Origin of the sequence: Vibrio minamisatsumaniensis, from assembly GCF_050337445.1 — a bacterium.
In the GTDB taxonomy this organism is placed as follows: domain Bacteria; phylum Pseudomonadota; class Gammaproteobacteria; order Enterobacterales; family Vibrionaceae; genus Vibrio; species Vibrio artabrorum.
Window position 1 is genome coordinate 22,839 of sequence record NZ_JAKJSY010000024.1, and the last position, 23,557, is coordinate 46,395.

Below are 23,557 nucleotides of genomic sequence, written 5' to 3' on the forward strand. Positions count from 1 at the left end.
TCTGGTTAACGCCATGCCTGGTTTCGTGAATCCGCTTGAAAAAAGAGAATTATTTAACCTTTTTTTAATTATTTATTTACTATTAAGCGTAGTCTTCACCATAAGAAGTGCCAAATCTGTGTTAAGAAGCCAATTTTTACAAAATCAGGGGTTCACATACGTCAAAATCAAAAAAGCCCACCAAGTAAAACCTGATGGGCTTGCAAATTATTATGCAACGTTATGCTTTAGCCATGAAAGTTAGGATTTCGCGAAGCGATTTGCCGTCCAAACATAAAGCAACTCAAGAGCAATCGTCGCACCAGCCAGTGCCGTAATCTCGCTTTGGTCATACGCTGGAGAAACTTCTACAACGTCCATGCCAACCATGTTGATGCCTTGCAGGCCACGAATGATTTTCAGCACTTTATCGGAATTCAAACCACCGCATACTGGTGTGCCCGTACCCGGAGCAAAAGCAGGATCCAGACAGTCGATATCAAACGTTAGGTAAACGGGCTTATCACCGACAATGCCTTTCACTTGAGCAATGATCTCGTCAACGCTCATGTCGTTCGCTTGCATCGCGTTAATAACATTAAAGCCATGACCTTCCTGCTTGTACTCTGTACGAATACCAATTTGCACTGAATGTTCAGGTGAAATTAAGCCTTCATTTGGCGCATGGTAGAACATGGTGCCGTGATCATAACGACTGCCCTGACTGTAAGTGTCAGTGTGCGCGTCGAAGTGAATCAGAGCCATCTCACCGTACTTCTTGCCATATGCTCTTAGCAAAGGCAGTGTAATGAAGTGATCACCACCTAAACCTAGCAATGTTTTTCCGCTGTTTAGGATCGCATCGGCCGCCGCTTCTAAACGCTGCGTTAAGTCTTCGGCATCACCACAATCAAACACAAGATCGCCAGCATCAATGACCGAGGTGTGTTCAAATACATTGAAGTCCCAAGGGAATTTTTTGCCCTCCCACGCCAAGTTAACTGATGCACGACGAATCGCATCAGGTCCCATGCGAGCACCCGGTCGCCCCGATGTCGCCATATCTAACGGCGCGCCCAACACAACCACATCCGCATCATTGTCGATTGGGTTCTGTACCAATGGACGACGCATAAACGTCATCGCATTGGAGTACAGCGAATAATCGGGTTTGGTAAATAGATCGTTCATTAAAAATCCTCAAGATAGGTGTAACCCATCAAGCCTTGCTCTAACTCTTCCAGTACACTTTGCTGCTCTTGAGCTGGTACTTTCGCCGTGACTAATTCTTTGTAGTTCTGACGAATCAAGTCCATATCGATATGAACATAACGCATCATGTCTTCAACCGTGTCGCCTTCGTTGATGTAATCGATGTTCGCTTGACCGCTTTCATCAACATTCACCACGACACTGTGCGTATCACCAAATAGGTTATGCATATCACCCAAGATCTCTTGGTATGCGCCTACTAAGAAGAAACCCATCAGGTAAGGTTCATCTGGGTTCCATGCAGGTACTGGCAGCGTTGTTTCAATACCTTGGCCGTCAACATACTGATCGATCGTACCGTCAGAATCACATGTGATATCCAGTACTACCGCACGTCGCTCATCCGCATTATCCAAACCACTTAGAGGCAATACAGGGAACACCTGATCGATACCCCAAGCATCTGGTAAAGACTGGAACAACGAGAAGTTCACGAAGAACTTGTCGGCTAAACGCTCACTCAACTCATCCAAAATAGGACGATGGTAGCGGTTCTTAGTGCTCATTCGTGAGCTAAGTTCGTAGTTAATACGCAAAGACATCTGCTCCGCCCAAGCACGGTGCTGAAGATTCAACATGCCTGTCGCAAATTGGTTGTGTGCTTCTGCGATATCACTTTGCGTGTCGTTGTAGATCTCAATCAACGCGCGGTCATCATTGCCAGCATCTAACTCTAAGAAGTTTTTCCACATGTTGTGTAGCAACAGAGGTGCATCTGCTTCTGGCGCCGCCATGCTTTCTGGGGAATAGCTCTCAGTACCAATCACGTTAGTCACTAACACGGCATGGTGCGCAGTCAATGAACGACCCGATTCTGAAATAATCACAGGTTGTGGTTGATTGTAGAGCTGACAAATATCCCCGACTGTCATCACGATGTTCCGCGCGTACTCAAGTAAGCCGTAGTTCATTGAGTTTGAAGACTGACTGCGTGTGCCATCATAGTCCACCGCCAAACCACCACCCACATCCAGGTATTTCAACTGAGCACCGATATCACGCAGTTCACAGTAGAAACGAGCCGCTTCACTCACGCCATTTCGCACATCACGAATATTGGCCATTTGTGAGCCAAGATGGAAATGCACTAATTCCAGAACATTGAGTTGGTCTTCTGCTTTCAAACGTTCAATAACGGTCAGCACTTGTGATGCAGACAAGCCAAACTTCGACTTCTCACCACCACTGGCTTGCCATTTACCCGCACCTTGAGAAGCAAGACGAATGCGTAAACCTAAACGCGGTTTCACGCCAAGCGCTTTCGCTTCAGAAAGAACAAGGTCAAGCTCTGATAGCTTCTCTAGAACGATAAAAACCTTGTGTCCTAGTTTTTCGCCAATCAGCGCAAGACGGATGTATTCTCTGTCTTTATAACCGTTGCATACGATCACTGAGCTTGCTTTTTGAGCCAGCGCTAATACCGCTAATAGTTCTGGCTTACTGCCCGCCTCTAGACCAAGCTGCTTCTGCTCTAATTGAGCTTGGCTGGCTAAGATCTCATCAACGACTTCTTTTTGCTGGTTCACTTTTATCGGGTAAACAAGCAAGTAACGGTTGTCGTACTGATATTCGTCGATAGCTTGGTTAAATGCGTTACAGATATTGTGCACACGTTGATGCACGATTTGAGGAAAGCGCACAAGAGCAGGCAAACCAATATTTCGCTGCTCTAACTGTTTTACGATCTGACTGAGCGGAACTTGATGATCGGTTTCACTCGGTGATACATACACCTCGCCATTATCATCAATTCCATAAAAACCTTGGCTCCAGTGCTTTACATTATACTCAGCACGGATGCGTTCCAAATTAACCGAATTTTCCAATTCTAGAGACCTCACACTATAGGGCCATCGACAGAAGATACCTCATTGGAATAGCGAGGTATAACCCAACAAAAAGCGTTTAAAAACGATTTGTTAGCTGCATTAACCGATATTATGAAGAACGAGTCCAACCATTGATATTAATGGTTACGATTACACTTACTTATCGACAATCGGAGTTAAAGTCTCAAGTAAGGTATTGGAAGATCTTAGTCTAAAAAGAAGACCAACGCGTATTAAGTGTCGCTTCTTTTTTGACTATTAACCTTGCAATCCCTCACGTCTACTTGTAACCTCAACTGACCAACCAGTCGGTCAGTTTTAGAATTTAGGGGATACTATGGACCATAATCTAAACCTTGAACCCAACACATCGAGCACCAATGACATGGCTCAAATGTTCAACCGACAAAAAGACTACTACCGAAATCATGCTAACCCCACACTTGAGCAGAGAAGAAAAGACCTCTCGCTACTCAAAGCGTTGTTAATGCGCTATCAAGGTCAATTGATTGAGGCGGTATCTAAGGATTATGGTCATCGAGCAAAATACGACAGCTTGATTGCTGATATCACCCCTTCTCTTCATCAAATCAATTACAGTGGTAAGAACTTAAAGAAGTGGTTGAAGCCATCACGCCGCAAAGCTGGTTTGATGCTGACGCCAGCTAAGATCACGGTGCATTATCAGCCTTTAGGCGTTGTCGGTATCATTGTTCCTTGGAACTTCCCAATCATGCTCTCTTTAGGTCCTCTTATTACTGCGTTAGCTGCAGGCAACACTGCGATGCTCAAGATGTCAGAATTTACTCCGGCGACCAACCGTGTTTTAAAAGCGATGTTGGCTGAAGGCTTTAGTGAAGATCAGGTTGCAATTATCGAAGGCGAAGCTGACGTTTCCGCTCAATTTAGCCAACTGCCGTTTGACCATATCCTATTCACAGGCTCAAGCGCGGTAGGTAAACACGTCATGAGAGCTGCGGCTAACAACTTAACGCCAGTTACCTTGGAATTGGGCGGTAAATCGCCAACCATTATTGCCCCCGATTTTGATGTGGCTGACGCCGTTGAACGCATCCTGTTTGCAAAAAGCTTAAACGCTGGCCAAATTTGTGTAGCGCCTGATTACATCTTATTGCCGCGAGAAAAAACGGACGAGTTCATCACAGCCTACAAGCGTTATTTCAAGAAACTTTATAAAGCGGGGATTGAGAGCAAAGACTTAACCTCTGTGGTCAACATGCGCCAATACAATCGCTTGAAGGGTGTCATCGAAGACGCACAAGCGAAAGGGGCGATGATTCACACCGTCACCGAACAAGCGCAAGACGATGTAAACCACAGAATGACACCTCACCTTCTCACCGAGGTGAACGATGACATGGTCGCGATGCAAGAAGAGCTGTTTGGCCCCGTTCTGCCTATCGTGCCTTATGATTCTATTGAAGAAGCGATAAACTACATCACAAAAAGAGAACGCCCACTCGCTCTGTACTTAATGAGCCATAATAAAGAAACCCAAGACACGTTTTTATCAAACACCCACTCTGGCGGTGTATGTATTAACGACTCTTTGGTACATGTGGCAGCAGAAGACGCGCCGTTCGGTGGCATTGGCCCTTCAGGCATGGGACACTATCACGGTATTGAAGGCTTCAAGACCTTTAGTCATGCTAAAACTGTGCTAAGTAGAGGAAAAATCAACTTCACCAAATTAATGCATCCTCCATACCACAACCCAATCAAGAAACTGATGTTCAAAGTACTCAATAGATGATCACCAAAAGACAAAAAATCCTAGATGCTGCACTCCTGCTTTTCTCTCAACAAGGGCTAGAGGGCACATCTACCGGACAAATAGCGAAAACAGCCGGCGTGGCAAAAGCGACGTTATTCCACCACTTCGAAAACAAATCTCTATTGATTGATGAACTGTTTCGCGAGCTGAAGCTAGAGCTATTCTCGACCCTTCAACTGCACACTGATGTGGCAGTAGAAGATCGCTACCAAGCCTTTAAGTGCATGTGGTTCACAGGGATTGAGTGGGCATTAGAAAATCCGGTTGCGATGAAGTTCTTCACCAATGTTCATTTCGACCCAACAACTCAAACTCGAGAAGTGATTGTTTCACAGATGTTCGCATCACTAGACGAGATCATTTTGCAAGGGCAAGAAGATGGTGAATTGATGGTGTTAGACATCAACCTTGTTAGGCACTTTATCCATAGTCACTTTTTGATTTGCGCCAACTGGCTGATTGAACAAAGCGAGTCTCCGCCAGAGCAAACATCGAAGTGCATCAACGATAGCTTTGATATGTGTTGGCGAGCCATCGGGAGTCTGAAGTCATAAGTTGCCCAACGAACCTTGAACATCAAGACGGAAGCTCGCCTTTCTCGATTGAGACAAGTAAACTACGCGCCTCGAACATCTATTGATAAGGCTAAGGTTTGCATACTCTAGAACAATTAAAATCAGGGCAACTTAAAGGTATTAAGCGTCTAAAACTATCAGAAGGTCTCACCGAGTTTCCTTTGGAGATCTTGGAACTTGCCGATTCTCTTGAAATTCTAGACCTTTCAGGCAATCAACTGTCAGATTTACCGGAAGAGTTATCACAGTTGACTAACCTGCGTATTATCTTCGCGTCAAATAATCAGTTTACGCACCTGCCTGATGTTCTGGGGTCACTTCCTAAACTTGAAATGGTTGGCTTCAAAACCAACCGAATCAAAACCGTTAGCGAGCGGTCTCTGCCTGCTCAATTACGTTGGTTAATTCTGACCGACAATGAGATTGAGATTTTGCCTAGCTCACTAGGTGAAAGACCGCGACTACAGAAACTGGCATTGGCAGGCAACAAGATTCGCGTGTTGCCGGCAAGCATGGAAAACCTATCCAACCTTGAACTGGTTCGCCTGTCTGCAAACCAACTGACTGAATTCCCTGAGTTCCTCATCAAACTACCCAAATTGGCTTGGTTAGCGTTTGCGGGCAACCCATTTTGCAAACACCCGAGCAGCTTAGATAGCGTGCCTGCGGTAAGCTCGCAATGCTACTCACTCAATCAAGTACTTGGCCAAGGCGCGTCTGGAGTAATTTCACATGCTAACTGGTTGAACGGTGATTTTGATTTCCCACAGGAAGTCGCTGTAAAAGTATTTAAAGGTGAAGTAACAAGCGACGGTTACCCACACGATGAGCTCGAAGCGTGTTTGCAGACTGGTCATCATCGCAACCTAGTGAAGTCTATCGCTCAAGTCGACGAGTCAGACTACCTAGCATTAGTGATGGAGCTTATCCCGAGCAACTATTACAACCTAGGTTTGCCCCCTACTCTTGAAAGCTGCACTCGCGATACCTTCAACGAAGGCTTTGAGCTTTCCATTGCGCAAATCAATAGCATTACAGCTCAGATGATTGATGTGTTTGAACACTTACATGCCAACAAAGTCTGTCATGGTGATCTATACGCACACAACACTTTGGTTAATGAACAAGGCCAAATGATCTTTGGTGACTTTGGCGCTGCGACTATCTACGGCTACCTAACTGAAGAACAGCAACAAGGTATTCGTCGTATCGAAGCTCGCGCATTAAAGTACTTTATTGAAGACCTACTAACGGTTTGTGCAAAGCAAGATCAAGACAGCAAGCTTTATAGTCAACTAGCGAACTTCGAAGCTTAATGGCTTAATGGCTTAATGGCTTAATAGCGCGTTGATTAGAAGTACTCGGTCGAATTGAAAACAACAAAGCCAACATCACTGTTGGCTTTGTTGTTCTTGGAACATCACTTATTTTCAGGGCAAGCAAGGTCGGCTAAAAAGGATTAACGCTCAGCCTGCACCAATTTCAAATACGAATGCAGCTCACCATTTTTATATTCCACCGCAGAGTGAATATTAAGGTCAGCACGAGCCACAACAGCAAACTGGTAGCGGTTCTCACCCTTTAAAATCTCGACGTGTAACAAGCCGTCTTTTAACTGCCACTGCCCTGTCGTTTCAAATCGATCGAACAAACGATATTCAATCAAAGAACCGTCAGCATAGAAGTGTACTTCAGTAATGTAACCGCCGGGGCAACTCTTCACCCACACTCGGTTCTCGATATCACTGACAGTGAAGTCACGCTTTGTTTCGCGCCACGCTAAAAAGCCTTCACTCTCATAAAGAGCACTGTCGAGATCCTTTCGAGTGATTAACGGCTGATCCGTCTGCTCGCGACAATAAAGCTGAAGCATTATCGGTAGAACACAGCCAGCCTGTAATTCATTCATCAACAACTCCCTCTCTAATCGCAGCCCAGACTCACTTGTACACTGGATGCTCAATCACGCTTCTTAAACAAGCTCGTAAGAAACTACGTACAGTTGAGAGATACCCGGATAGATATCTTGAATCACGTCTTTCAGTACTTGCAGCGTCATGTTCTCTTGCTGAGCATGGAACTCACCTAAGTCATCAAACAAAATTGGCTCAACGCTGATGATCTTAAGATGACAGAACACACGTCCTTGCTCTAGCGTTGATACTTCCACAACACTGCCTGGCTGGTAGTCACGCTCAGATTCATCGCGAATAGTAATCGTCTTCTTGCCAGAAAGGATGTCAGTTTCAAAACGTTCGAAGAACGTCATAGTGGTCGGTGCGGTCATTTATCTCGGTCGCTTAACATTAAAAGGTTAGGTAGATGTTTATATACCAGAATGCTTGTTCAAGCGAATAAAAATTAGATACGGAAATTGATAACGTCATACCCAAGACTGACGAAGGAAGGAGTTGGGAATCTTTAAAAGCCAAACTGCAGGCAATAAAAAAGGAGAACCGAAGTTCTCCTTTTCTTAAACCTTTAAGCTAACTCTAAATTATAGAGATGCTTTCGCTTTTTCAACTAGAACAGCAAATGCTGCTTTGTCGAATACTGCGATGTCAGCAAGAATCTTACGGTCGATCTCGATAGATGCTTTCTTAAGGCCATTGATGAAACGGCTGTAAGATAGACCATTTTGACGAGATGCCGCGTTGATACGTGCAATCCAAAGTTGACGGAATTGACGTTTCTTGTTGCGACGGTCACGGTAAGCGTATTGACCAGCTTTGGTAACTGCTTGGAAAGCTACGCGGTAAACACGTGAACGTGCTCCGTAGTAACCTTTAGCTTGTTTTAGAACTTTCTTATGACGTGCACGAGCTTGTACACCACGTTTTACGCGAGGCATTATGCTTCTCCTAAACTAAACGAATTTATAAACTAAAAAGAATTAAGCGTATGGCATCATACGTAGAACTTGAGCAACTTCACATTTAGGAAGGATCGAGTTCGGACGAAGCTGACGCTTGTTCTTAGTAGTACGCTTAGTCAGGATGTGACGTTTACCAGCGTGCTTAAACTTAATACCACCAGCAGTTTTCTGGAAACGCTTAGCAGCACCTTTGTTGGTTTTCATCTTAGGCATGATGAATAACTCCGCATTGTTGAGTTGTTAATAACATAGTAATTAGGGCGAATAAAACCCCGCAACCTGAGGCTGCAGGGTTTAATTACTTGTAAAGCCGTTAATTACTTCTTTTTAGGGGCCAACACCATGATCATCTGGCGACCTTCAATTCTCGTTGGGAAAGATTCGACTACTGCAAATTCTTCAGTATCCGCTTTCAAACGATTAAGAACGTCAACACCGATTTCTTGGTGAGCCATTTCGCGGCCACGGAAGCGAATTGTTACCTTCACTTTGTTGCCGTCTTCTAGGAAACCAGTCAGGTTGCGTAGTTTTACCTGATAGTCTCCAATATCAGTTCCAGGTCGGAATTTAATTTCCTTGATCTGAACCTGCTTTTGCTTCTTCTTCTGCTCTTTCGCAGCCTTGCTCTTCTCGAAGAGGAACTTACCGTAGTCCATCACACGACAAACTGGCGGCTCGGCGTTAGGGCTGATCTCTACAAGATCCATACCAGCTTCATTTGCTGCTTCCATCGCTTCAGCGATTGAAACCACACCAACAGCTTCGCCGTCAGCGCCAGTTAGACGCACTTCATGAACGCCACGAATGTCACCGTTTAAACGGTGCTGGTTTTGTTTGGCCGGTTGTTGGCCACGTCTTCCGCCTTTAATAGCTATTCCTCCAGATTGAGCTTACGGCTTGAAACCTCGGCTTGGATGTATGAAATAAAGTCATCCACTTTAAATTTGCCAAGGTCTTTACCTTTACGAGTCCGTACTGCAATTTCGCCGGCTTCCATTTCTTGGTCACCACACACAAGCATGAACGGTACACGTTTCAAAGTATGTTCGCGGATTTTAAAGCCAATCTTCTCATTTCTCAAGTCTGCTTTGACTCTAAATCCACTTTTTTGCAGTTTTTTCGTAATTTCTTGTACATATTCAGACTGTTTGTCTGTAATACCCATTACAACTGCTTGTTCTGGCGCCAACCACGTTGGGAAGAAGCCAGCATATTCTTCAATAAGAATACCAATGAAGCGCTCCAGTGAACCTAAAATCGCGCGGTGGATCATAACTGGCGTGTGACGCTCGTTATCTTCACCTACGTAAGTCGCACCTAAACGTTCTGGTAATGCAAAATCGAGCTGCACTGTACCACATTGCCAAGCGCGGTCCAAACAATCATGCAAAGTAAATTCAATCTTAGGTCCGTAGAACGCACCCTCGCCTTCTTGAATCTCGTATGCAATGTCCATTGCCTCTAGCGCTTGCTTAAGATCAGCCTCTGCACGGTCCCACATTTCGTCTGAACCCACACGCTGTTCTGGACGAGTAGACAGCTTCACAACAATGCTATCGAAGCCGAAAGTTTTGTAAGTATCGTAAACCATTTCAATACAAGCTTTTACTTCTTGTTGAACTTGGTCTTCTGTACAGAATACGTGAGCATCATCTTGAGTGAAGCCACGAACACGCATAATGCCGTGAAGTGCGCCAGACGGCTCGTTACGGTGACATGAGCCAAACTCAGCCATACGTAACGGTAGATCACGGTAAGATTTCAAACCTTGGTTGAAGATTTGAACGTGACCAGGACAGTTCATTGGTTTGATAGCGTATTCACGGTTCTCTGAAGAAGTTGTGAACATCGCTTCAGCGTACTTATCCCAGTGACCAGAACGTTCCCAAAGAACACGGTCCATCATTAATGGGCCTTTAACTTCTTGGTAATCGTACTCTGTCAGTTTTTGACGAATAAAGACTTCTAGCTCACGGAAGATAGTCCAACCGTTGTGGTGCCAGAACACCATGCCTGGTGCTTCTTGCTGCATGTGGAATAGGTCAAGCGCTTTACCGATTTTACGGTGGTCACGTTTAGCCGCTTCTTCTAGGCGCACAAGGTGAGCTTTAAGCGCCTTTTTATCGTGGAATGCAGTGCCGTAGATACGTTGAAGCATCTTGTTGTCACTGTTACCACGCCAGTATGCACCCGCTACGTTAAGTAGAGTGAAGTGCTGACAGAAGCTCATCTTAGGCACGTGTGGACCACGACACATATCGATGTATTCTTCGTGATGGTACAGGCCTGGACGATCGTCTTTAGAAACGTTCTCGTCCAAGATTTCAATCTTGTAAGTCTCGCCGCGAGCTTCGAATGCGTCGCGCGCTTCCTGCCAGCTAACTTTCTTCTTAACAACCTGGTACTTGGTCTTCGCTAGCTCTTTCATGCGCTTTTCGATCTTTTCTAGATCTTCTTGCGTTAGAGAGTGCTCAAGATCGATATCGTAGTAGAAACCGTTATCGATAGTAGGACCGATCGCCATTTTCGCTTCTGGAAAAAGCTGTTTAACCGCGTGGCCTAAAAGGTGAGCACAAGAGTGACGAACGATCTCAAGGCCATCAACTTCATCTTTAGCTGTGATGATTTCAAGGCTTGCATCGTTTTCGATAAGATCACAAGCATCAACACGCTCGCCGTCTACACGACCAGCAATGGTTGCTTTCGCAAGGCCAGGACCGATTGATAGGGCAACATCTAGCGTTGATACAGGGTTGTCAAATTGACGCTGACTACCGTCAGGAAGAGTAATAATTGGCATTATTTGTCCTTTACAGTGGTGTTGCACACCAAGCAACACATGAAAATGTTTAATATATGTTTTTCAATCAACCAGTATGTTGATCGGAGATATATGCATAATAAAGATACCCACATAGAAGCAAATACAGATGCCCCCCTTTGTGAGTAGCCGAACATTGTAACGAAATTATATGAAATAACAATGTTCGTCCCACCGCGCTATCAAACTATACGGTTAAGTGTCCTCGATATTTACCCCATCCTTATAGAACGACCGCACATTACCAGAGAAAGTATTGAAATCATGAAAAATTCCGCTACTCTATTTGTATAGTCAAATAAGGTTTCATTATGTCGAAAGCGCCACTTTACCTACAGATAAAACAGTTCATAGATGACAAAATCACCAGTGGTCACTGGCCGGTGGGTGACCAGATAACCACCGAACTCGAACTCACCGAGCAGTTCAATGTGAGTCGAATGACGGTTAATAAAGCCATTCGAGATCTGGTATCTGAAGGCAAGCTGATCCGGAAACCAAGGCTGGGGACTTTTGTCTGTGAACCAAACGAAAAAGCACAATCTCCGCTGCTTAATATCAACAACATCGCGCAAGAGATCAAAGACCGAGGTCAAACGTATACAAGCCAAGTTATCAAACACGAGAGCATCAAGGCTGATGAAAGCACGGCTACACGGTTAGGTGTGATGATCAATGCAGAAGTGTTCTACAGTGAAATCATCCACTTTGCCGACAACACGCCGATACAACTGGAAGTGCGCTGGGTGAGCTCTCAAGCAGTCCCTAGCTACCTAGAGCAAGATTTTTCAACCTCAACTCCCAATCAATACCTTTCAAAAAGTTGCCCATTGAGTGCCATTGAACACACGGTTGAAGCCATTATTCCTGACTCTCAAATTAGAACGTCATTAAAGCTATCTGAATCAGAGCCTTGCCTACTTTTGAATAGAAGAACATGGAGTAAAGATCGTTTAATCAGCTTTGCATTACTCTACCATCCGGGATCCAAGTACAAATTAAGCTCCAAGATACTTCTAGATTAAGAACATCATCCCGATCGCCGGTCACATTTTCGCAACATCAACTTGATTAAGGTCAGCGTTTAGCTTATTTATTTGTATATACATTTTATGATTAGCAAAGAACTAGGCGATTATGAATTTAATCCTTAAAAATGCACGAGTGGTCTCAATGAGCTCGGGAGCCGATGGTTATCAGCCCTCTTCCCCTCAAGATATCGTTATCGAAGACGGTAAGATCGTGTCTATCTCTTGTTCAAACCATGAGGCTCATGCTTCTGAGGTAGAACAACCGAGCACTGATAACTCTGCGGATTACATCACCTATGATTGCAAGAACAAACTTGTCACCCCTGGATTGATTGATTGCCACACTCATCTCATATTTGCGGGTAATCGTGCTAATGAGTTTGAGCAACGTTTGAATGGTGTCTGTTACACCGACATCGCTAAACAAGGCGGCGGTATTCTAGCGACAGTCACTGCAACACGCGCAGCACTGGAGTCCGAACTGGTTGAAATGGCGTTGCCAAGGCTTGATGGCTTATTAAGAAGTGGCGTAACCAGTATTGAAGTAAAATCCGGCTATGGTTTAACACTTAATGATGAACTTAAGATGTTACGTGCAGCTAAAGCGTTAGAGAATCATCGCCGAATTAAGATCACCACCACTCTCCTTGCCGCCCATGCTGTGCCGCCCGAATATAAAGAACAGCCAGATCGCTACGTTGATTTGGTTTGCCAAGAGATCATTCCTAAAGTCGCAGAGCAAGGGCTCGCCGATGCGGTTGACGTATTCTGCGAATCTATCGGCTTCAACCTAGAGCAAACCGAACGAATCTTTGCAGCAGCCAAAGCTCATGGACTCGCGATAAAAGGCCACACTGAGCAGCTTTCGAATTTGGGCGGCAGCGCACTTGCAGCAAAATACGGTGCACTCTCTGTCGACCATGTTGAATACCTTGATGAAACCGGGGTAAAAGCACTGGCAAAATCCGGCACAGTAGCCACGTTATTACCCGGTGCTTTCTACTTCTTGAAAGAAACCCAACAGCCACCCGTTGCCCTACTTCGTGAACACAACGTTCCAATGGCGATCGCGACCGACTTAAACCCCGGCACTTCACCCTTTGCTGATTTAACACTGATGATGAACATGAGCTGTACCCTGTTTGGTACGACACCTGAAGAAGCATTGCGTGGTGTAACTTGTAACGCTGCCGCAGCCATTGGTGACTCCCGAACTAAAGGCAAAGTCGACATCGGTTATGCCGCTGATTTAGCTATCTGGAATATCAATCACCCTGCCGATCTAAGCTATCAAATCGGTATTGCTCATCTGCATAGACGCATCGTTAATGGCGAGGTGTGTCATGACTCAATCTAAATCCAACGGCATTCAAAAAAACGCAGAAACCGTACATAACTTTGTGTGGACCGGACGTAATGATCTTGAAGATGGCGCACTCGGTACTCGCGTTCATCACATTACCAAGCAAGTACAAAGTAGTGATTTAAGTGACGCACTGACTGACGGTGCTATCGCCTTGGTTGGCTTTGCCAGCGATGCCGGTGTTGCAAGAAATAAAGGACGCGGGGGCGCGAAACAAGCACCTAACTTGATCCGCCAAGCTCTGGCGAATATGGCTTGGCACAGTGATGCACACATTGCCGATCTCGGTGATATTGAGTGCAATGATGGTCAGTTAGAAGTCAACCAAACACAGTGTGCTTCTGTGATTGCCAATGCTCTATCAACTAACAAAGTGATTACCCTTGGCGGTGGTCACGAAGTGGCTTGGGCGTCGTTCCAAGGCCTCGCTGAACGCCTTCACCAAGATCAACCTGAACACAAACCTAAAATAGGCATCGTTAACTTTGATGCTCACTTTGATCTTCGTGAATTTGAAAGCGACATCGCCGACGTTAAACCAAGCTCTGGCACGCCTTTTAACCAGATAAGTGACTACTGCCACAGACATCAATGGCCGTTTCATTACGCTTGTCTTGGCGTTAGTGCAGCCAGTAATACCCAAGCGCTATTTAACAAAGCCGACCAACTCAGTGTTTGGTATGAGCTCGACCGCAATATGACCCTAGTGAATCAAGTCACTCAACTGGTCAAGTTGCAAAAATTCATCACTGACTGTGATTACCTCTACCTCACTATCGACCTCGACGTATTCCCAGCTGCGACAGCGCCGGGCGTGAGCGCTCCAGCGGCACGAGGTGTGAGTTATGAAGCACTCGCTCCTTTTCTAGAACAGATATACCAACACAGCGAAAAACTGATTATCGCGGACATTGCAGAATATAACCCAAACTACGACGTCGATGGCCAAACGGCTCGATTAGCGGCGCGTTTATGTTGGGATATTGCCAGTGCAATGGCAGGCGACTCACCCAGCTATACCGATAACTAAAACTAAAACTAAAACTACAACGATATAACGTGAAACAGAAGGAAATCTAAAATGGCGGAACAGCACAACAGTGACCCTCGTCTCGACACGACTCGTGAAATTCGCGCACCTCATGGTACCACTTTGCGCGCAAAATCTTGGTTAACCGAAGCACCACTGCGTATGTTAATGAACAACCTAGACCCTGATGTGGCTGAACACCCACATGCACTGGTTGTGTATGGCGGTATTGGTCGTGCAGCACGTGACTGGAAATGTTATGACAAGATTGTTGAAGTATTAGAGCGTTTAGAGGACGACCAAACGCTGCTTGTTCAATCAGGAAAACCGGTAGGCGTGTTCCCAACTCATAAAAATGCGCCTCGCGTGCTGATCGCCAACTCGAACCTTGTCCCACATTGGGCGAACTGGGAACACTTCAATGAGCTCGATAAAGAGGGCTTGATGATGTACGGCCAAATGACCGCAGGTAGCTGGATCTATATTGGCTCACAAGGTATCGTCCAAGGTACTTATGAGACATTTGTTGCGATTGCCAAGAAGCACTTCCAAGGTGAAGCGAACGGTAAGTGGGTTCTAACGGGCGGTCTTGGTGGCATGGGTGGTGCTCAACCTCTCGCGGCGACCATGGCTGGCTTCTCAATGATCGCCGTGGAATGTGATGAATCAAGAATCGACTATCGCTTGCGTACCGGCTATGTAGACCAAAAAGCCACCAGCTTAGATGAAGCAATGGCTATGATTAAAGAGTCAGCAACACCTATCTCTGTTGGCTTATTAGGTAACGCGGCAGACGTATTCCCTGAGTTAGTGGAACGCAATATCACACCGGATGTGGTGACTGACCAGACCTCTGCTCACGATCCTTTGAACGGCTACTTGCCGCAAGGCTGGACGATGGAGAAAGCCGCACAAGAACGCACCATTGATGAAGCAAAAGTCGTGAAAACCGCGAAACAATCGATGGCGATTCAAGTTCAAGCCATGCTAGACCTGCAATATCGCGGCGCAGCAACGGTGGATTACGGTAATAACATTCGCCAAATGGCACTGGAAGAAGGTGTGGAAAACGCATTTGATTTCCCGGGTTTCGTACCTGCATATATTCGTCCTTTATTCTGTGAAGGCATCGGTCCGTTCCGTTGGGCGGCACTGTCGGGTGATCCAGAAGATATCTACAAAACAGACCAAAAAGTAAAAGAACTGATTCCAGACAACCCACATCTACATAACTGGCTAGATATGGCGCGTGAACGCATCCAGTTCCAAGGCCTACCCGCTCGTATCTGTTGGGTGGGTTTGAAAGACCGTGAACGCTTAGGCCAAGCATTCAATGAAATGGTCAAAAATGGCGAACTCAAAGCACCAGTTGTTATTGGTCGTGACCACCTAGATTCAGGTTCAGTCGCAAGCCCGAACCGCGAAACTGAAGGCATGATGGATGGCTCTGATGCAGTTTCAGATTGGCCTCTATTGAACGCCCTTCTGAACACAGCTGGCGGCGCAACTTGGGTTTCTCTGCACCACGGTGGCGGCGTTGGCATGGGCTTCTCACAACACTCGGGCATGGTGATTTGTTGTGACGGTAGTGAAGACGCTTCGCAACGTATTGCTCGCGTGCTTCACAATGACCCAGCAACCGGCGTAATGCGTCATGCAGATGCGGGTTACGATATTGCCAAGCAGTGTGCTAAAGAGCAGAAACTTGATTTACCTATGCTAAACGAAGAACTTCGTCGCCTTTAATGTCTGGAGAGAACATGTTGAACTTATTACTTAAACCAGGACTTCTTGGCCTATCTGAACTTCGTAAAATCAGCCGTAGCCCTGTGAACCTATCGCTGGATCCTGCTGCAATCCCTGATATTGAAGCGAGCATGCACGTTGTCGAGCAAGTGATTGCTGAAGATCGCACTGTGTATGGCATCAACACGGGTTTTGGCTTACTAGCAAACACCAAAATTGCGCCGGAAGATCTTGAAGTTCTACAAAAAAGTATCGTACTTTCTCACGCAGCGGGCATTGGAAAATTTATGTCTGATGAAACCGTGCGTTTGATGATGGTATTGAAGATTAACAGCTTGTCTCGCGGTTACTCAGGGATTCGCCTCAAGGTGATTAATGCTCTTATCGATCTGGTGAATGCACAGGTTTACCCATGTGTTCCACAAAAAGGATCCGTTGGTGCCTCTGGAGACCTTGCTCCCCTCGCCCACATGAGTACTGTTCTGCTCGGTGAAGGCCAAGCTCGCCATAACGGCAAGATCATCACGGGGTTAGAAGCGATGCAGATCGCAGGGTTGGAGCCTATTACGCTCGCACCAAAAGAAGGCTTAGCACTGTTAAACGGTACTCAGGCATCAACGGCATTTGCATTAGAAGGTCTGTTCGCAGCCGAAGACTTGTTTGCGTCTGCAACTGTGTGTGGTGCGATGTCTGTTGAGGCAGCGCTGGGTAGTCGTCGCCCGTTTGACCCTCGAATTCATCGTGTTCGTGGTCATCGTGGTCAAATGGATGCTGCGCTGGCTTACCGTCATATGCTTGATCAAAAAAGTGAAATTGGTGAATCACACACTGGCTGTGAAAAGGTTCAAGACCCTTACTCGCTACGTTGCCAACCTCAAGTGATGGGGGCTTGTTTACAGCAGATTCGTAACTCAGCAGAGACTTTAACGATTGAAGCGAATGCTGTATCCGACAACCCGTTAGTTTTCGCTGACGATGGCGACATCATTTCAGGCGGTAACTTTCACGCAGAACCCGTCGCGATGGCCGCCGATAACCTTGCATTGGCGATTGCTGAGATCGGCAGCCTGTCTGAACGAAGAATGGCGCTGCTGATTGATAGCGCGCTAAGCAAACTTCCACCTTTCTTGGTCGATAACGGCGGCGTGAACTCCGGTTTCATGATTGCTCAAGTCACCTCGGCGGCACTGGCGAGTGAGAACAAAACCTTAGCTCACCCCGCATCAATCGACAGCCTTCCAACCTCGGCTAACCAAGAAGACCATGTCTCAATGGCCACCTTTGCGGCACGTAGGCTGAGATACATGGCTGAAAATACCCGTGGGATATTGGCAGTAGAATATTTGGCCGCGGCACAAGGGTTAGACTTCCGCGCTCCGCATCTATCTTCTCCTCGCGTGGAAGAAGCGAAACAGATTTTGCGTGAAAAAGTCAGCTTCTACGACAAAGACAGATATTTTGCACCGGATATTGAACAAGCAAATTTATTGCTCAAATTATCCGTTCATAATCACCTAATGCCAGAAGGCACTTTGTGTAGCTTTTAAAGCAAAAACATTGTGAGCAACACCATTAAAAGGATATATAAACAAGGGCTATCGATTAGCCCTTGTTGCATTGAGCTAAAGGCCATATCTCCCTTAAAATCGTCACATACCATCCAACGTATTTATCTAATTGACTGATATACAAGCAAAGTTAACTGGATAGACCATTAGAACGAAGTTAGTTAGCTATAATCCTCAGCAGATTTGATCACCTATAGCGATACTATGTTTCTGACACCTTACTTTTCTACTGAAGACAATCAATTTCAATTCACTCGTGAACAAGCTAGCCACTTTGCTAAAAAAGTAGCCGCTGACTTCAATCCAATTCACGATGAAGACAATAAGCGCTTCTGCGTGCCTGGCGATCTTTTATTTGCAGTGCTTTTACAAAAAGAAGGCATCAGCCAAAAAATGCGTTTTAATTTTTCTGGTATGGTGGGTAATGGTATTGCGCTAAGTGTTGACAACAAATGTGAAAAAGAAAGCTCACTGGTTGACGAGAAAGGCAAAGAGTACCTGCACATGTCTTGTGAAGGTGAGAAGAGCCACGACCAAGCGTTCATCGAGCACGTAGTAACCAACTACGTTAAGTTCTCTGGCATGAACTTCCCACACATCATGGTTCCTCTGATGGAAGAACAACAGATGATGATCAACTGCCAGCGTCCTCTTGTGATTTACGAGAGCATGGAAGTTGAATTTACTCGCCTAGACCTGTCTCATCCAGAAGTTGAATTCTCTGGTGCGACTTTTGATGTTGAAGGCAAGCGTGGCCTCGTGACCTTAAACTTTGAGTTTAAAGAAAACGGAGAAATCGTCGGTAAGGGCGTAAAGCGCATGGTCGCAAGTGGCCTTAAGCCATACGACCAAGCTTCTGTCGACGATTTAGTAAACCGCTTCAACGAGCGTAAAGAGATGTTTCTAGCTCAATTCGCAGCCGCCGCTTAATCAGCATCCTTATTTACACATCTCGATGTAAATAAGCTCTAGAACAAGATCAATAAAGCCCAGCTTGATAATCTCAAGCTGGGCTTTTTTATTTCGGTTATTAAGCCACTCAAGCCTGCACTAAATCCAGCGTCTAACCTTTTGTTTATAATCAACATATTCTGCACCAAATAATTGCTCTAGAGCACGCTCTTCTGGCTTAATTTGGAACTGATTCATGTATATTACGAATACAAAACTGAGCAAAACACTGAATAGGTTTTGGAAGAAGTAGCCAAAGCAAAACAGTAAGATGAATAGCCCTAGATACATTGGATTTCGCGTGTAGCCAAAGATTCCACTGTCCACCACTGAAGAAGCGGTGTCAACTTTGATCGGATTAACGGTGGTTTTCTGCTTTCGAAACTCCCATATGCCTGATAACCCGATCACACCACTCAATACGATTCCGGCCCCCAGAACGATGATCTTATAGGGCCACAATATTACCCCTATAGTCAGGTAATGAGCACTGAAGTAAGAAGCGACTAATACCAGTATAAACAGAGCAACGGGTGGGGCTTTTAACTCTAGAAACTTCATGTTTTCCCTTATTAACATTCTTTTGTTAGCTTAGAAAAAAGCCCAGCAATGGCTGGGCTAAATACATTAAAGAATAGTGGCTAACGCCTGTAAAGGGTGTGCAAGCTTTTCGCCTTCGAGGCGTTTCACTTGGCTACGACAAGAGTAACCTGTGACTAAGCAACGTTCTTTCGGTAAGTCTTGCATTTGAGGCTTCCAACTTAAGCCGTATATGTCTTTTGACATTTGCAACTTATCAACTTCGTGACCAAATGTGCCAGCCATACCACAACACCCGACAGGAACGCTGGTTAACGCCGCACCAAAGTGTTTAAAAATAGCCCCCCACTCTTTTTCAGCATTTGGCATTTTCGTCTTTTCAGTGCAGTGCGCGAACAAGTACCACATTTCGTTACTTGAAGAGCGCGCTTCGAACTCACCTAACAGTGGCAGTAACCACTCATGAACGGTAAGCACATCAAAGTCGCCCCGTTTTTTCTCTAAAATCTCGACATATTCATCGCGATAACAAAGTACAAGTGCAGGATCAACACCAACTAAAGGAATACCAATATCAGCCACCATCGACAAGAAATCAGACGTTGATTTTGCCTCTCGCGCAAAACGACTTAAGAAGCCTTTAATGTGCAGTGCTTTGCCATTGGGTTTAAACGGCAGCAACACTGGTGTTTTGCCAAGTTTCTCAGCCAAGGTCACAAAGTCTTCAACCACATCGGCATCATAGAAGCTTGTAAACGGATCTTGAACGATCAACACATGCTGTTTCTTCTGTTCAGAAGAGAGCCCTTCTAGATATTGTCGATCAAAAAGTTGTCGTTCTTTACTCGCCAGACGATTTGTTAGTGTCGGCACTGACATCAGCGGTGCATCGATATAACCCACCGTTTTGGCCGTAGTCGTCTGAATCCACTTTTGACCTAAAACAGCATTCACAACTTTGGGCGCCTTGGCCATCAAAGGCAGCATCATTTCAATATTTGCGACCAAATAATCCTTTACTGGGCGTTGATAACGTGAGTAATAGATGTTTAAGAACCGAGAACGGAAGCTTGGAACATCCACTTTGATTGGACATTGGCTCGCGCACGCTTTACACGCAAGACAACCATTCATCGCTTCATAAACTTCATGAGAAAAATCGTATTCATTGCGCTTATTCATTGTGTTACGAACACGATCAACCATCGTTTTAACTGGGGTGTTGTCCTTGAGCACTTCTTGCTCAAGATCGAGAATATCCACACCTTGCTCAGTCAGTTGACGTAACCATTCCCTTACCAAGCCCGCACGGCCTTTAGGTGAATGACGACGATCTGCCGTGACTTTCATCGACGGGCACATTGGCGAACTGGTATCGTAGTTGAAGCACAAGCCGTTACCATTACATTCCATAGCCTGCTTGAAGCTATCACGAACTTGTACCGCGATCTGACGATCATAGAATCCACGCTTAGTATCCGTTACTTTTACCAATTCAGCGTCACTTTCTAATGGTGTACAAATCTTGCCTGGATTCATCTTATTGTGTGGATCAAATGCCGCTTTGATGCGCCTTAGCTCGGTATACAGTTCTTCACCAAAAAATTCTGGCCCGTATTCAGAACGAAAACCTTTACCGTGCTCGCCCCACATCAAGCCACCGTATTTCGCTACTAACTTAACCACTTCATCGGAGACTTCGTGCATTAATGCTTCTTGCATCGGGTCACACAGATCCAATGCTGGACGAACGTGTAACACACCAGCATCAACATGACCAAACATGCCGTAATTCAACGCTTTTGAATCGAGTAATTCTCTAAATTCAAAGATAAAGTCTGCCAAGTTTTCCGGTGGTACGCAGGTATCTTCCGCAAAAGCGACAGGCTTAGCTCGACCTTTCGCCGCCCCTAATAGACCCACCGCTTTTTTACGCATGTTGTAGATTCGACCAATACTGGCTAAATCACTGCACACTTGAAAGCCAATCACACCGCCTTCTTCACTCTCGACCATGGTTTCAAGTTGGGCTGTCAGTGCTTGAACGAGTTGCTCCACTTCCGCTTCATCTTGGCCTGCAAACTCAACCATATTGATGCCAAGCATCTCTTTGTTAGGAACGTCCGTCAGCAAGTCACTCACGGTATGCCAAACAATGTCTTGCTTAGCAAGGTTCAATACTCTTGAATCCACCGTTTCAACAGAGAGCGCGAGGGCGTCCACCATAAATGGCGCATGACGCAGCGCAGAGTCAAACGTATTGTATTTCACGTTGACCAGTGTGCGCGCTTTCGGAATCGGCGTGAGGTTGAGCTTTGCTTCCGTGATGAATGCTAAAGAACCTTCAGCGCCACATAAAACGCGAGTCAGATCAAAGCTGTCATCTTGTTCGTTGATTGCATTCTTTAGGTCATAGCCTGTTAGGAAGCGGTTCAGCGGAGGAAATTTATCTAAGATTTGAGCGCGCTTGTCTCGGCAAACCGCTTCCGTCACCGCAAGCGCATGATGAGCAAACTCACCCTCGGTCGGCAAGCCATTTGATAAGTCAGATTCTAAGCACGAACCGTCCACTAAAACCGCTTGTACCGACAAAACATGATCAGAGGTTTTACCGTACTTCAATGACCCCTGCCCTGAAGCATCGGTATTGATCATGCCACCTAAAGTGGCGCGGTTGCTGGTAGAGAGATCAGGAGAGAAAAAGTAACCGTACGGACGCACAGCGTCATTCAATTGATCTTTAACGATTCCCGACTGAACTCTTACCCATCCCTCAACCTCATTGATCTCAAGAACTTGATTCATGTAACGCGATAGATCAACCACGATACCTTTCGTTAGGGACTGCCCATTAGTTCCAGTCCCACCACCGCGAGGGGAAAAAGTCACGCGTTCGTAGGCGGATGTAGCACCCACTTTGCCGATCAACACAACATCATGAGTTGTTTTTGGCAGAATGACAGCCTGCGGCAATTGCTGATAGACACTGTTATCAGTCGCAGCAGCCAAACGGCTAGAATATTGAGATTCAATGTCGCCAGTAAAGCCCGCCGTTTTTAGTTCATCTAAAAAGCGTACAACTACTGGATCGACATCAGCATTGAGTTGAAGTCTTGGTAACATTTGCGTCCTGCCCCTACTTCGCTGATCCAATCAGCATTGGGTTATCTGAAAATTTTTATGATTTTTTTTGAATTTGGTCACTTTACTACTATTAAGTTGATATAAAAAGGTGATCAAATCAGAATCTCGGTGCAACAATGGATAAATTGTCACTTTTGTCTTCAATAAATAGTAATATATTGAATAACATTTTGTTTAAGACACCTCCACGAGCACATCACAATGAAAAAGAACAAAACGGTCACCACTGAAGATATTCTTCTTAAGCTATGCCAATCAGTCTCAAGCGTACTCACTTCAGCGACGGCCTCTCAGGTGTCCTATTCAGCCATGGTTCAAAAAATAAACAAGACAAGTCTAAAGCCAGATTTTGGTTGCTTCGTCTTATTTGATGGCGGCTTCTCAGGCCTTGTCGTTATCAATTTTACGTCAAAGGCTGCACTAGAGATCTACACCAATTACATGCGTAATATGGGCATGCCAGAAAATGAACTTGCGGTACTTCATACTTCAGATGAAGTTGGCGATGTGCTAGGTGAGTTGATGAACCAACTGGTGGGTGATTTCACAAACAAGATTCGCAAGGAACTGCAAACCAATATTACGCAGAACCAACCGAAAATGCTCGCACTCAACAAACAAGTCAACCTTTCTGTTGATACCAACCTAGATCGCCCACAAGCTCGTCGTGTCACGTTCTCTACCCAAAATAACCACATTTTCTACTTAGAACTTGCCATGGATAAAACAGAATTCATCCAATTAGAAGAATTTGAAATTGCTGAGGACGAGAGTCCAGACAGCATTCTAGAAGCAACTCAGAGAAAAATGCAGCAAGCAAACCAACCAACTTATAATGCGGGTAATGATTCTGCCGCCGATCTACTCGATGAACTTGGGATCTAGTTTGCAAAAACGCTAGTGTTTCCCCATAGATCGTATCGTAAACGCCAATCATCCCCATGATGGCGTTTTTATTTGTCTCACCAAACTGCTTATTGTTTTCCCTCTCTCTTTTTTCATCAAGAGAGTTTTGGCTTTCTGTTACTGAAACATGTA

20 protein-coding genes are annotated in these 23,557 nt (G+C 45.4%); 10 read left to right on the forward strand and 10 right to left on the reverse strand.

Features of this window, described 5'->3' with window-relative positions; all coding sequences use genetic code 11:
• Positions 1 to 240: 240 nt before the first annotated feature.
• Both speB and speA read right to left on the reverse strand, forming a co-directional pair.
• On the reverse strand, positions 241 to 1,170 hold the full coding sequence (speB, locus tag L4B77_RS07155) for an agmatinase (protein WP_261839473.1): 930 nt from the start codon (positions 1,168 to 1,170) through the stop codon (positions 241 to 243).
• Positions 1,170 to 3,077, reverse strand: a complete 1,908-nt coding sequence (gene speA / locus L4B77_RS07160; RefSeq protein WP_429749416.1) for a biosynthetic arginine decarboxylase — start codon at positions 3,075 to 3,077, stop codon at positions 1,170 to 1,172. The genes speB and speA overlap by 1 nt, the downstream gene beginning before the upstream one ends.
• Positions 3,078 to 3,417: 340 nt before the next feature.
• Here speA and L4B77_RS07165 point away from each other — a divergent pair, with 340 nt between their 5' ends.
• From L4B77_RS07165 to L4B77_RS07175, 3 genes are all read left to right on the forward strand, one after another.
• Complete coding sequence (locus L4B77_RS07165) at positions 3,418 to 4,854, forward strand: coniferyl aldehyde dehydrogenase (protein ID WP_429749418.1); 1,437 nt, start codon at positions 3,418 to 3,420, stop codon at positions 4,852 to 4,854.
• The gene (locus tag L4B77_RS07170) at positions 4,851 to 5,429 is read left to right on the forward strand and encodes a TetR/AcrR family transcriptional regulator (protein WP_429749420.1); all 579 of its coding nucleotides are present in this window, start codon (positions 4,851 to 4,853) and stop codon (positions 5,427 to 5,429) included. Before L4B77_RS07165 ends, L4B77_RS07170 begins: the two co-directional genes overlap by 4 nt.
• A gap of 98 nt (positions 5,430 to 5,527) precedes the next feature.
• On the forward strand, positions 5,528 to 6,766 hold the full coding sequence (locus L4B77_RS07175) for a leucine-rich repeat-containing protein kinase family protein (protein ID WP_429749422.1): 1,239 nt from the start codon (positions 5,528 to 5,530) through the stop codon (positions 6,764 to 6,766).
• Positions 6,767 to 6,909: 143 nt separating this feature from the next.
• Here the strand turns inward: L4B77_RS07175 and L4B77_RS07180 are convergent, their stop codons facing one another.
• From L4B77_RS07180 to thrS, 6 genes are all read right to left on the reverse strand, one after another.
• Positions 6,910 to 7,359: a hypothetical protein gene (locus L4B77_RS07180; RefSeq protein WP_261839469.1), complete on the reverse strand. Its 450-nt coding sequence runs from the start codon at positions 7,357 to 7,359 to the stop codon at positions 6,910 to 6,912.
• Positions 7,360 to 7,422: 63 nt separating this feature from the next.
• Entirely contained in the window at positions 7,423 to 7,737 is a 315-nt protein-coding gene (gene yqfB, locus L4B77_RS07185; protein ID WP_261839468.1) for a N(4)-acetylcytidine aminohydrolase, read from the reverse strand.
• A gap of 210 nt (positions 7,738 to 7,947) precedes the next feature.
• Positions 7,948 to 8,301 carry a 50S ribosomal protein L20 gene (gene rplT, locus L4B77_RS07190; protein ID WP_004733517.1) on the reverse strand — a complete coding sequence of 118 codons (354 nt, stop codon included), beginning with the start codon at positions 8,299 to 8,301 and terminating at the stop codon, positions 7,948 to 7,950.
• Between the two features lie 42 nt (positions 8,302 to 8,343).
• Positions 8,344 to 8,538, reverse strand: a complete 195-nt coding sequence (gene rpmI, locus L4B77_RS07195; RefSeq protein ID WP_004738430.1) for a 50S ribosomal protein L35 — start codon at positions 8,536 to 8,538, stop codon at positions 8,344 to 8,346.
• Positions 8,539 to 8,642: 104 nt separating this feature from the next.
• A complete protein-coding gene (infC, locus tag L4B77_RS07200; RefSeq protein WP_429749452.1) occupies positions 8,643 to 9,200 on the reverse strand; it encodes a translation initiation factor IF-3 in 558 nt (185 codons plus the stop codon).
• Positions 9,197 to 11,125: a threonine--tRNA ligase gene (thrS, locus tag L4B77_RS07205; protein ID WP_429749433.1), complete on the reverse strand. Its 1,929-nt coding sequence runs from the start codon at positions 11,123 to 11,125 to the stop codon at positions 9,197 to 9,199. Before thrS ends, infC begins: the two co-directional genes overlap by 4 nt.
• A 332-nt stretch (positions 11,126 to 11,457) precedes the next feature.
• On the opposite strand from thrS, the gene hutC reads away from it, so the two are divergent.
• The 6 genes from hutC to L4B77_RS07235 all read left to right on the forward strand — a co-directional run bounded on the left by hutC (position 11,458) and on the right by L4B77_RS07235 (position 18,814).
• Positions 11,458 to 12,171, forward strand: coding sequence for a histidine utilization transcriptional repressor HutC (gene hutC / locus L4B77_RS07210; protein WP_429749435.1), 714 nt, complete (start codon positions 11,458 to 11,460; stop codon positions 12,169 to 12,171).
• 112 nt (positions 12,172 to 12,283) lie between these two features.
• Entirely contained in the window at positions 12,284 to 13,534 is a 1,251-nt protein-coding gene (hutI, locus tag L4B77_RS07215; protein WP_429749437.1) for an imidazolonepropionase, read from the forward strand.
• Positions 13,521 to 14,570 (forward strand): formimidoylglutamase, encoded by a 1,050-nt coding sequence (gene hutG, locus L4B77_RS07220; protein ID WP_429749439.1) that lies wholly within the window; start codon positions 13,521 to 13,523, stop codon positions 14,568 to 14,570. The genes hutI and hutG overlap by 14 nt, the downstream gene beginning before the upstream one ends.
• 51 nt (positions 14,571 to 14,621) lie before the next feature.
• Positions 14,622 to 16,316, forward strand: coding sequence for a urocanate hydratase (gene hutU, locus L4B77_RS07225; protein WP_261839463.1), 1,695 nt, complete (start codon positions 14,622 to 14,624; stop codon positions 16,314 to 16,316).
• Positions 16,317 to 16,330: 14 nt separating this feature from the next.
• The gene (hutH, locus tag L4B77_RS07230) at positions 16,331 to 17,863 is read left to right on the forward strand and encodes a histidine ammonia-lyase (protein WP_261839462.1); all 1,533 of its coding nucleotides are present in this window, start codon (positions 16,331 to 16,333) and stop codon (positions 17,861 to 17,863) included.
• Between the two features lie 225 nt (positions 17,864 to 18,088).
• Positions 18,089 to 18,814, forward strand: coding sequence for a DUF3581 domain-containing protein (locus L4B77_RS07235; protein WP_261839461.1), 726 nt, complete (start codon positions 18,089 to 18,091; stop codon positions 18,812 to 18,814).
• Positions 18,815 to 18,934: 120 nt separating this feature from the next.
• On the opposite strand, the gene L4B77_RS07240 is transcribed toward L4B77_RS07235, so the two are convergent.
• The gene (locus tag L4B77_RS07240; RefSeq protein ID WP_261839460.1) at positions 18,935 to 19,396 is read right to left on the reverse strand and encodes a methyltransferase family protein; all 462 of its coding nucleotides are present in this window, start codon (positions 19,394 to 19,396) and stop codon (positions 18,935 to 18,937) included.
• Positions 19,397 to 19,462: 66 nt separating this feature from the next.
• Entirely contained in the window at positions 19,463 to 22,498 is a 3,036-nt protein-coding gene (gene ydiJ, locus L4B77_RS07245; protein ID WP_429749442.1) for a D-2-hydroxyglutarate dehydrogenase YdiJ, read from the reverse strand.
• Positions 22,499 to 22,720: 222 nt separating this feature from the next.
• Here ydiJ and L4B77_RS07250 point away from each other — a divergent pair, with 222 nt between their 5' ends.
• On the forward strand, positions 22,721 to 23,404 hold the full coding sequence (locus L4B77_RS07250; RefSeq protein WP_261839458.1) for a DUF3334 family protein: 684 nt from the start codon (positions 22,721 to 22,723) through the stop codon (positions 23,402 to 23,404).
• Positions 23,405 to 23,557 lie beyond the last annotated feature (153 nt).

Bases quoted from the DNA above. Each gene is read 5' to 3' on its own strand.
- speB (WP_261839473.1), bottom strand. From the start codon at position 1,170: ATGAACGATCTATTTACCAAACCCGATTATTCGCTGTACTCCAATGCG.
- L4B77_RS07165 (WP_429749418.1), top strand. From the start codon at position 3,418: ATGGACCATAATCTAAACCTTGAACCCAACACATCGAGCACCAATGAC.
- L4B77_RS07170 (WP_429749420.1), top strand. From the start codon at position 4,851: ATGATCACCAAAAGACAAAAAATCCTAGATGCTGCACTCCTGCTTTTC.
- L4B77_RS07180 (WP_261839469.1), bottom strand. From the start codon at position 7,359: ATGAATGAATTACAGGCTGGCTGTGTTCTACCGATAATGCTTCAGCTT.
- yqfB (WP_261839468.1), bottom strand. From the start codon at position 7,737: ATGACCGCACCGACCACTATGACGTTCTTCGAACGTTTTGAAACTGAC.
- rplT (WP_004733517.1), bottom strand. From the start codon at position 8,301: ATGCCTCGCGTAAAACGTGGTGTACAAGCTCGTGCACGTCATAAGAAA.
- rpmI (WP_004738430.1), bottom strand. From the start codon at position 8,538: ATGCCTAAGATGAAAACCAACAAAGGTGCTGCTAAGCGTTTCCAGAAA.
- thrS (WP_429749433.1), bottom strand. From the start codon at position 11,125: ATGCCAATTATTACTCTTCCTGACGGTAGTCAGCGTCAATTTGACAAC.
- hutC (WP_429749435.1), top strand. From the start codon at position 11,458: ATGTCGAAAGCGCCACTTTACCTACAGATAAAACAGTTCATAGATGAC.
- hutI (WP_429749437.1), top strand. From the start codon at position 12,284: ATGAATTTAATCCTTAAAAATGCACGAGTGGTCTCAATGAGCTCGGGA.
- hutG (WP_429749439.1), top strand. From the start codon at position 13,521: ATGACTCAATCTAAATCCAACGGCATTCAAAAAAACGCAGAAACCGTA.
- hutU (WP_261839463.1), top strand. From the start codon at position 14,622: ATGGCGGAACAGCACAACAGTGACCCTCGTCTCGACACGACTCGTGAA.
- hutH (WP_261839462.1), top strand. From the start codon at position 16,331: ATGTTGAACTTATTACTTAAACCAGGACTTCTTGGCCTATCTGAACTT.
- L4B77_RS07235 (WP_261839461.1), top strand. From the start codon at position 18,089: ATGTTTCTGACACCTTACTTTTCTACTGAAGACAATCAATTTCAATTC.
- L4B77_RS07240 (WP_261839460.1), bottom strand. From the start codon at position 19,396: ATGAAGTTTCTAGAGTTAAAAGCCCCACCCGTTGCTCTGTTTATACTG.
- ydiJ (WP_429749442.1), bottom strand. From the start codon at position 22,498: ATGTTACCAAGACTTCAACTCAATGCTGATGTCGATCCAGTAGTTGTA.
- L4B77_RS07250 (WP_261839458.1), top strand. From the start codon at position 22,721: ATGAAAAAGAACAAAACGGTCACCACTGAAGATATTCTTCTTAAGCTA.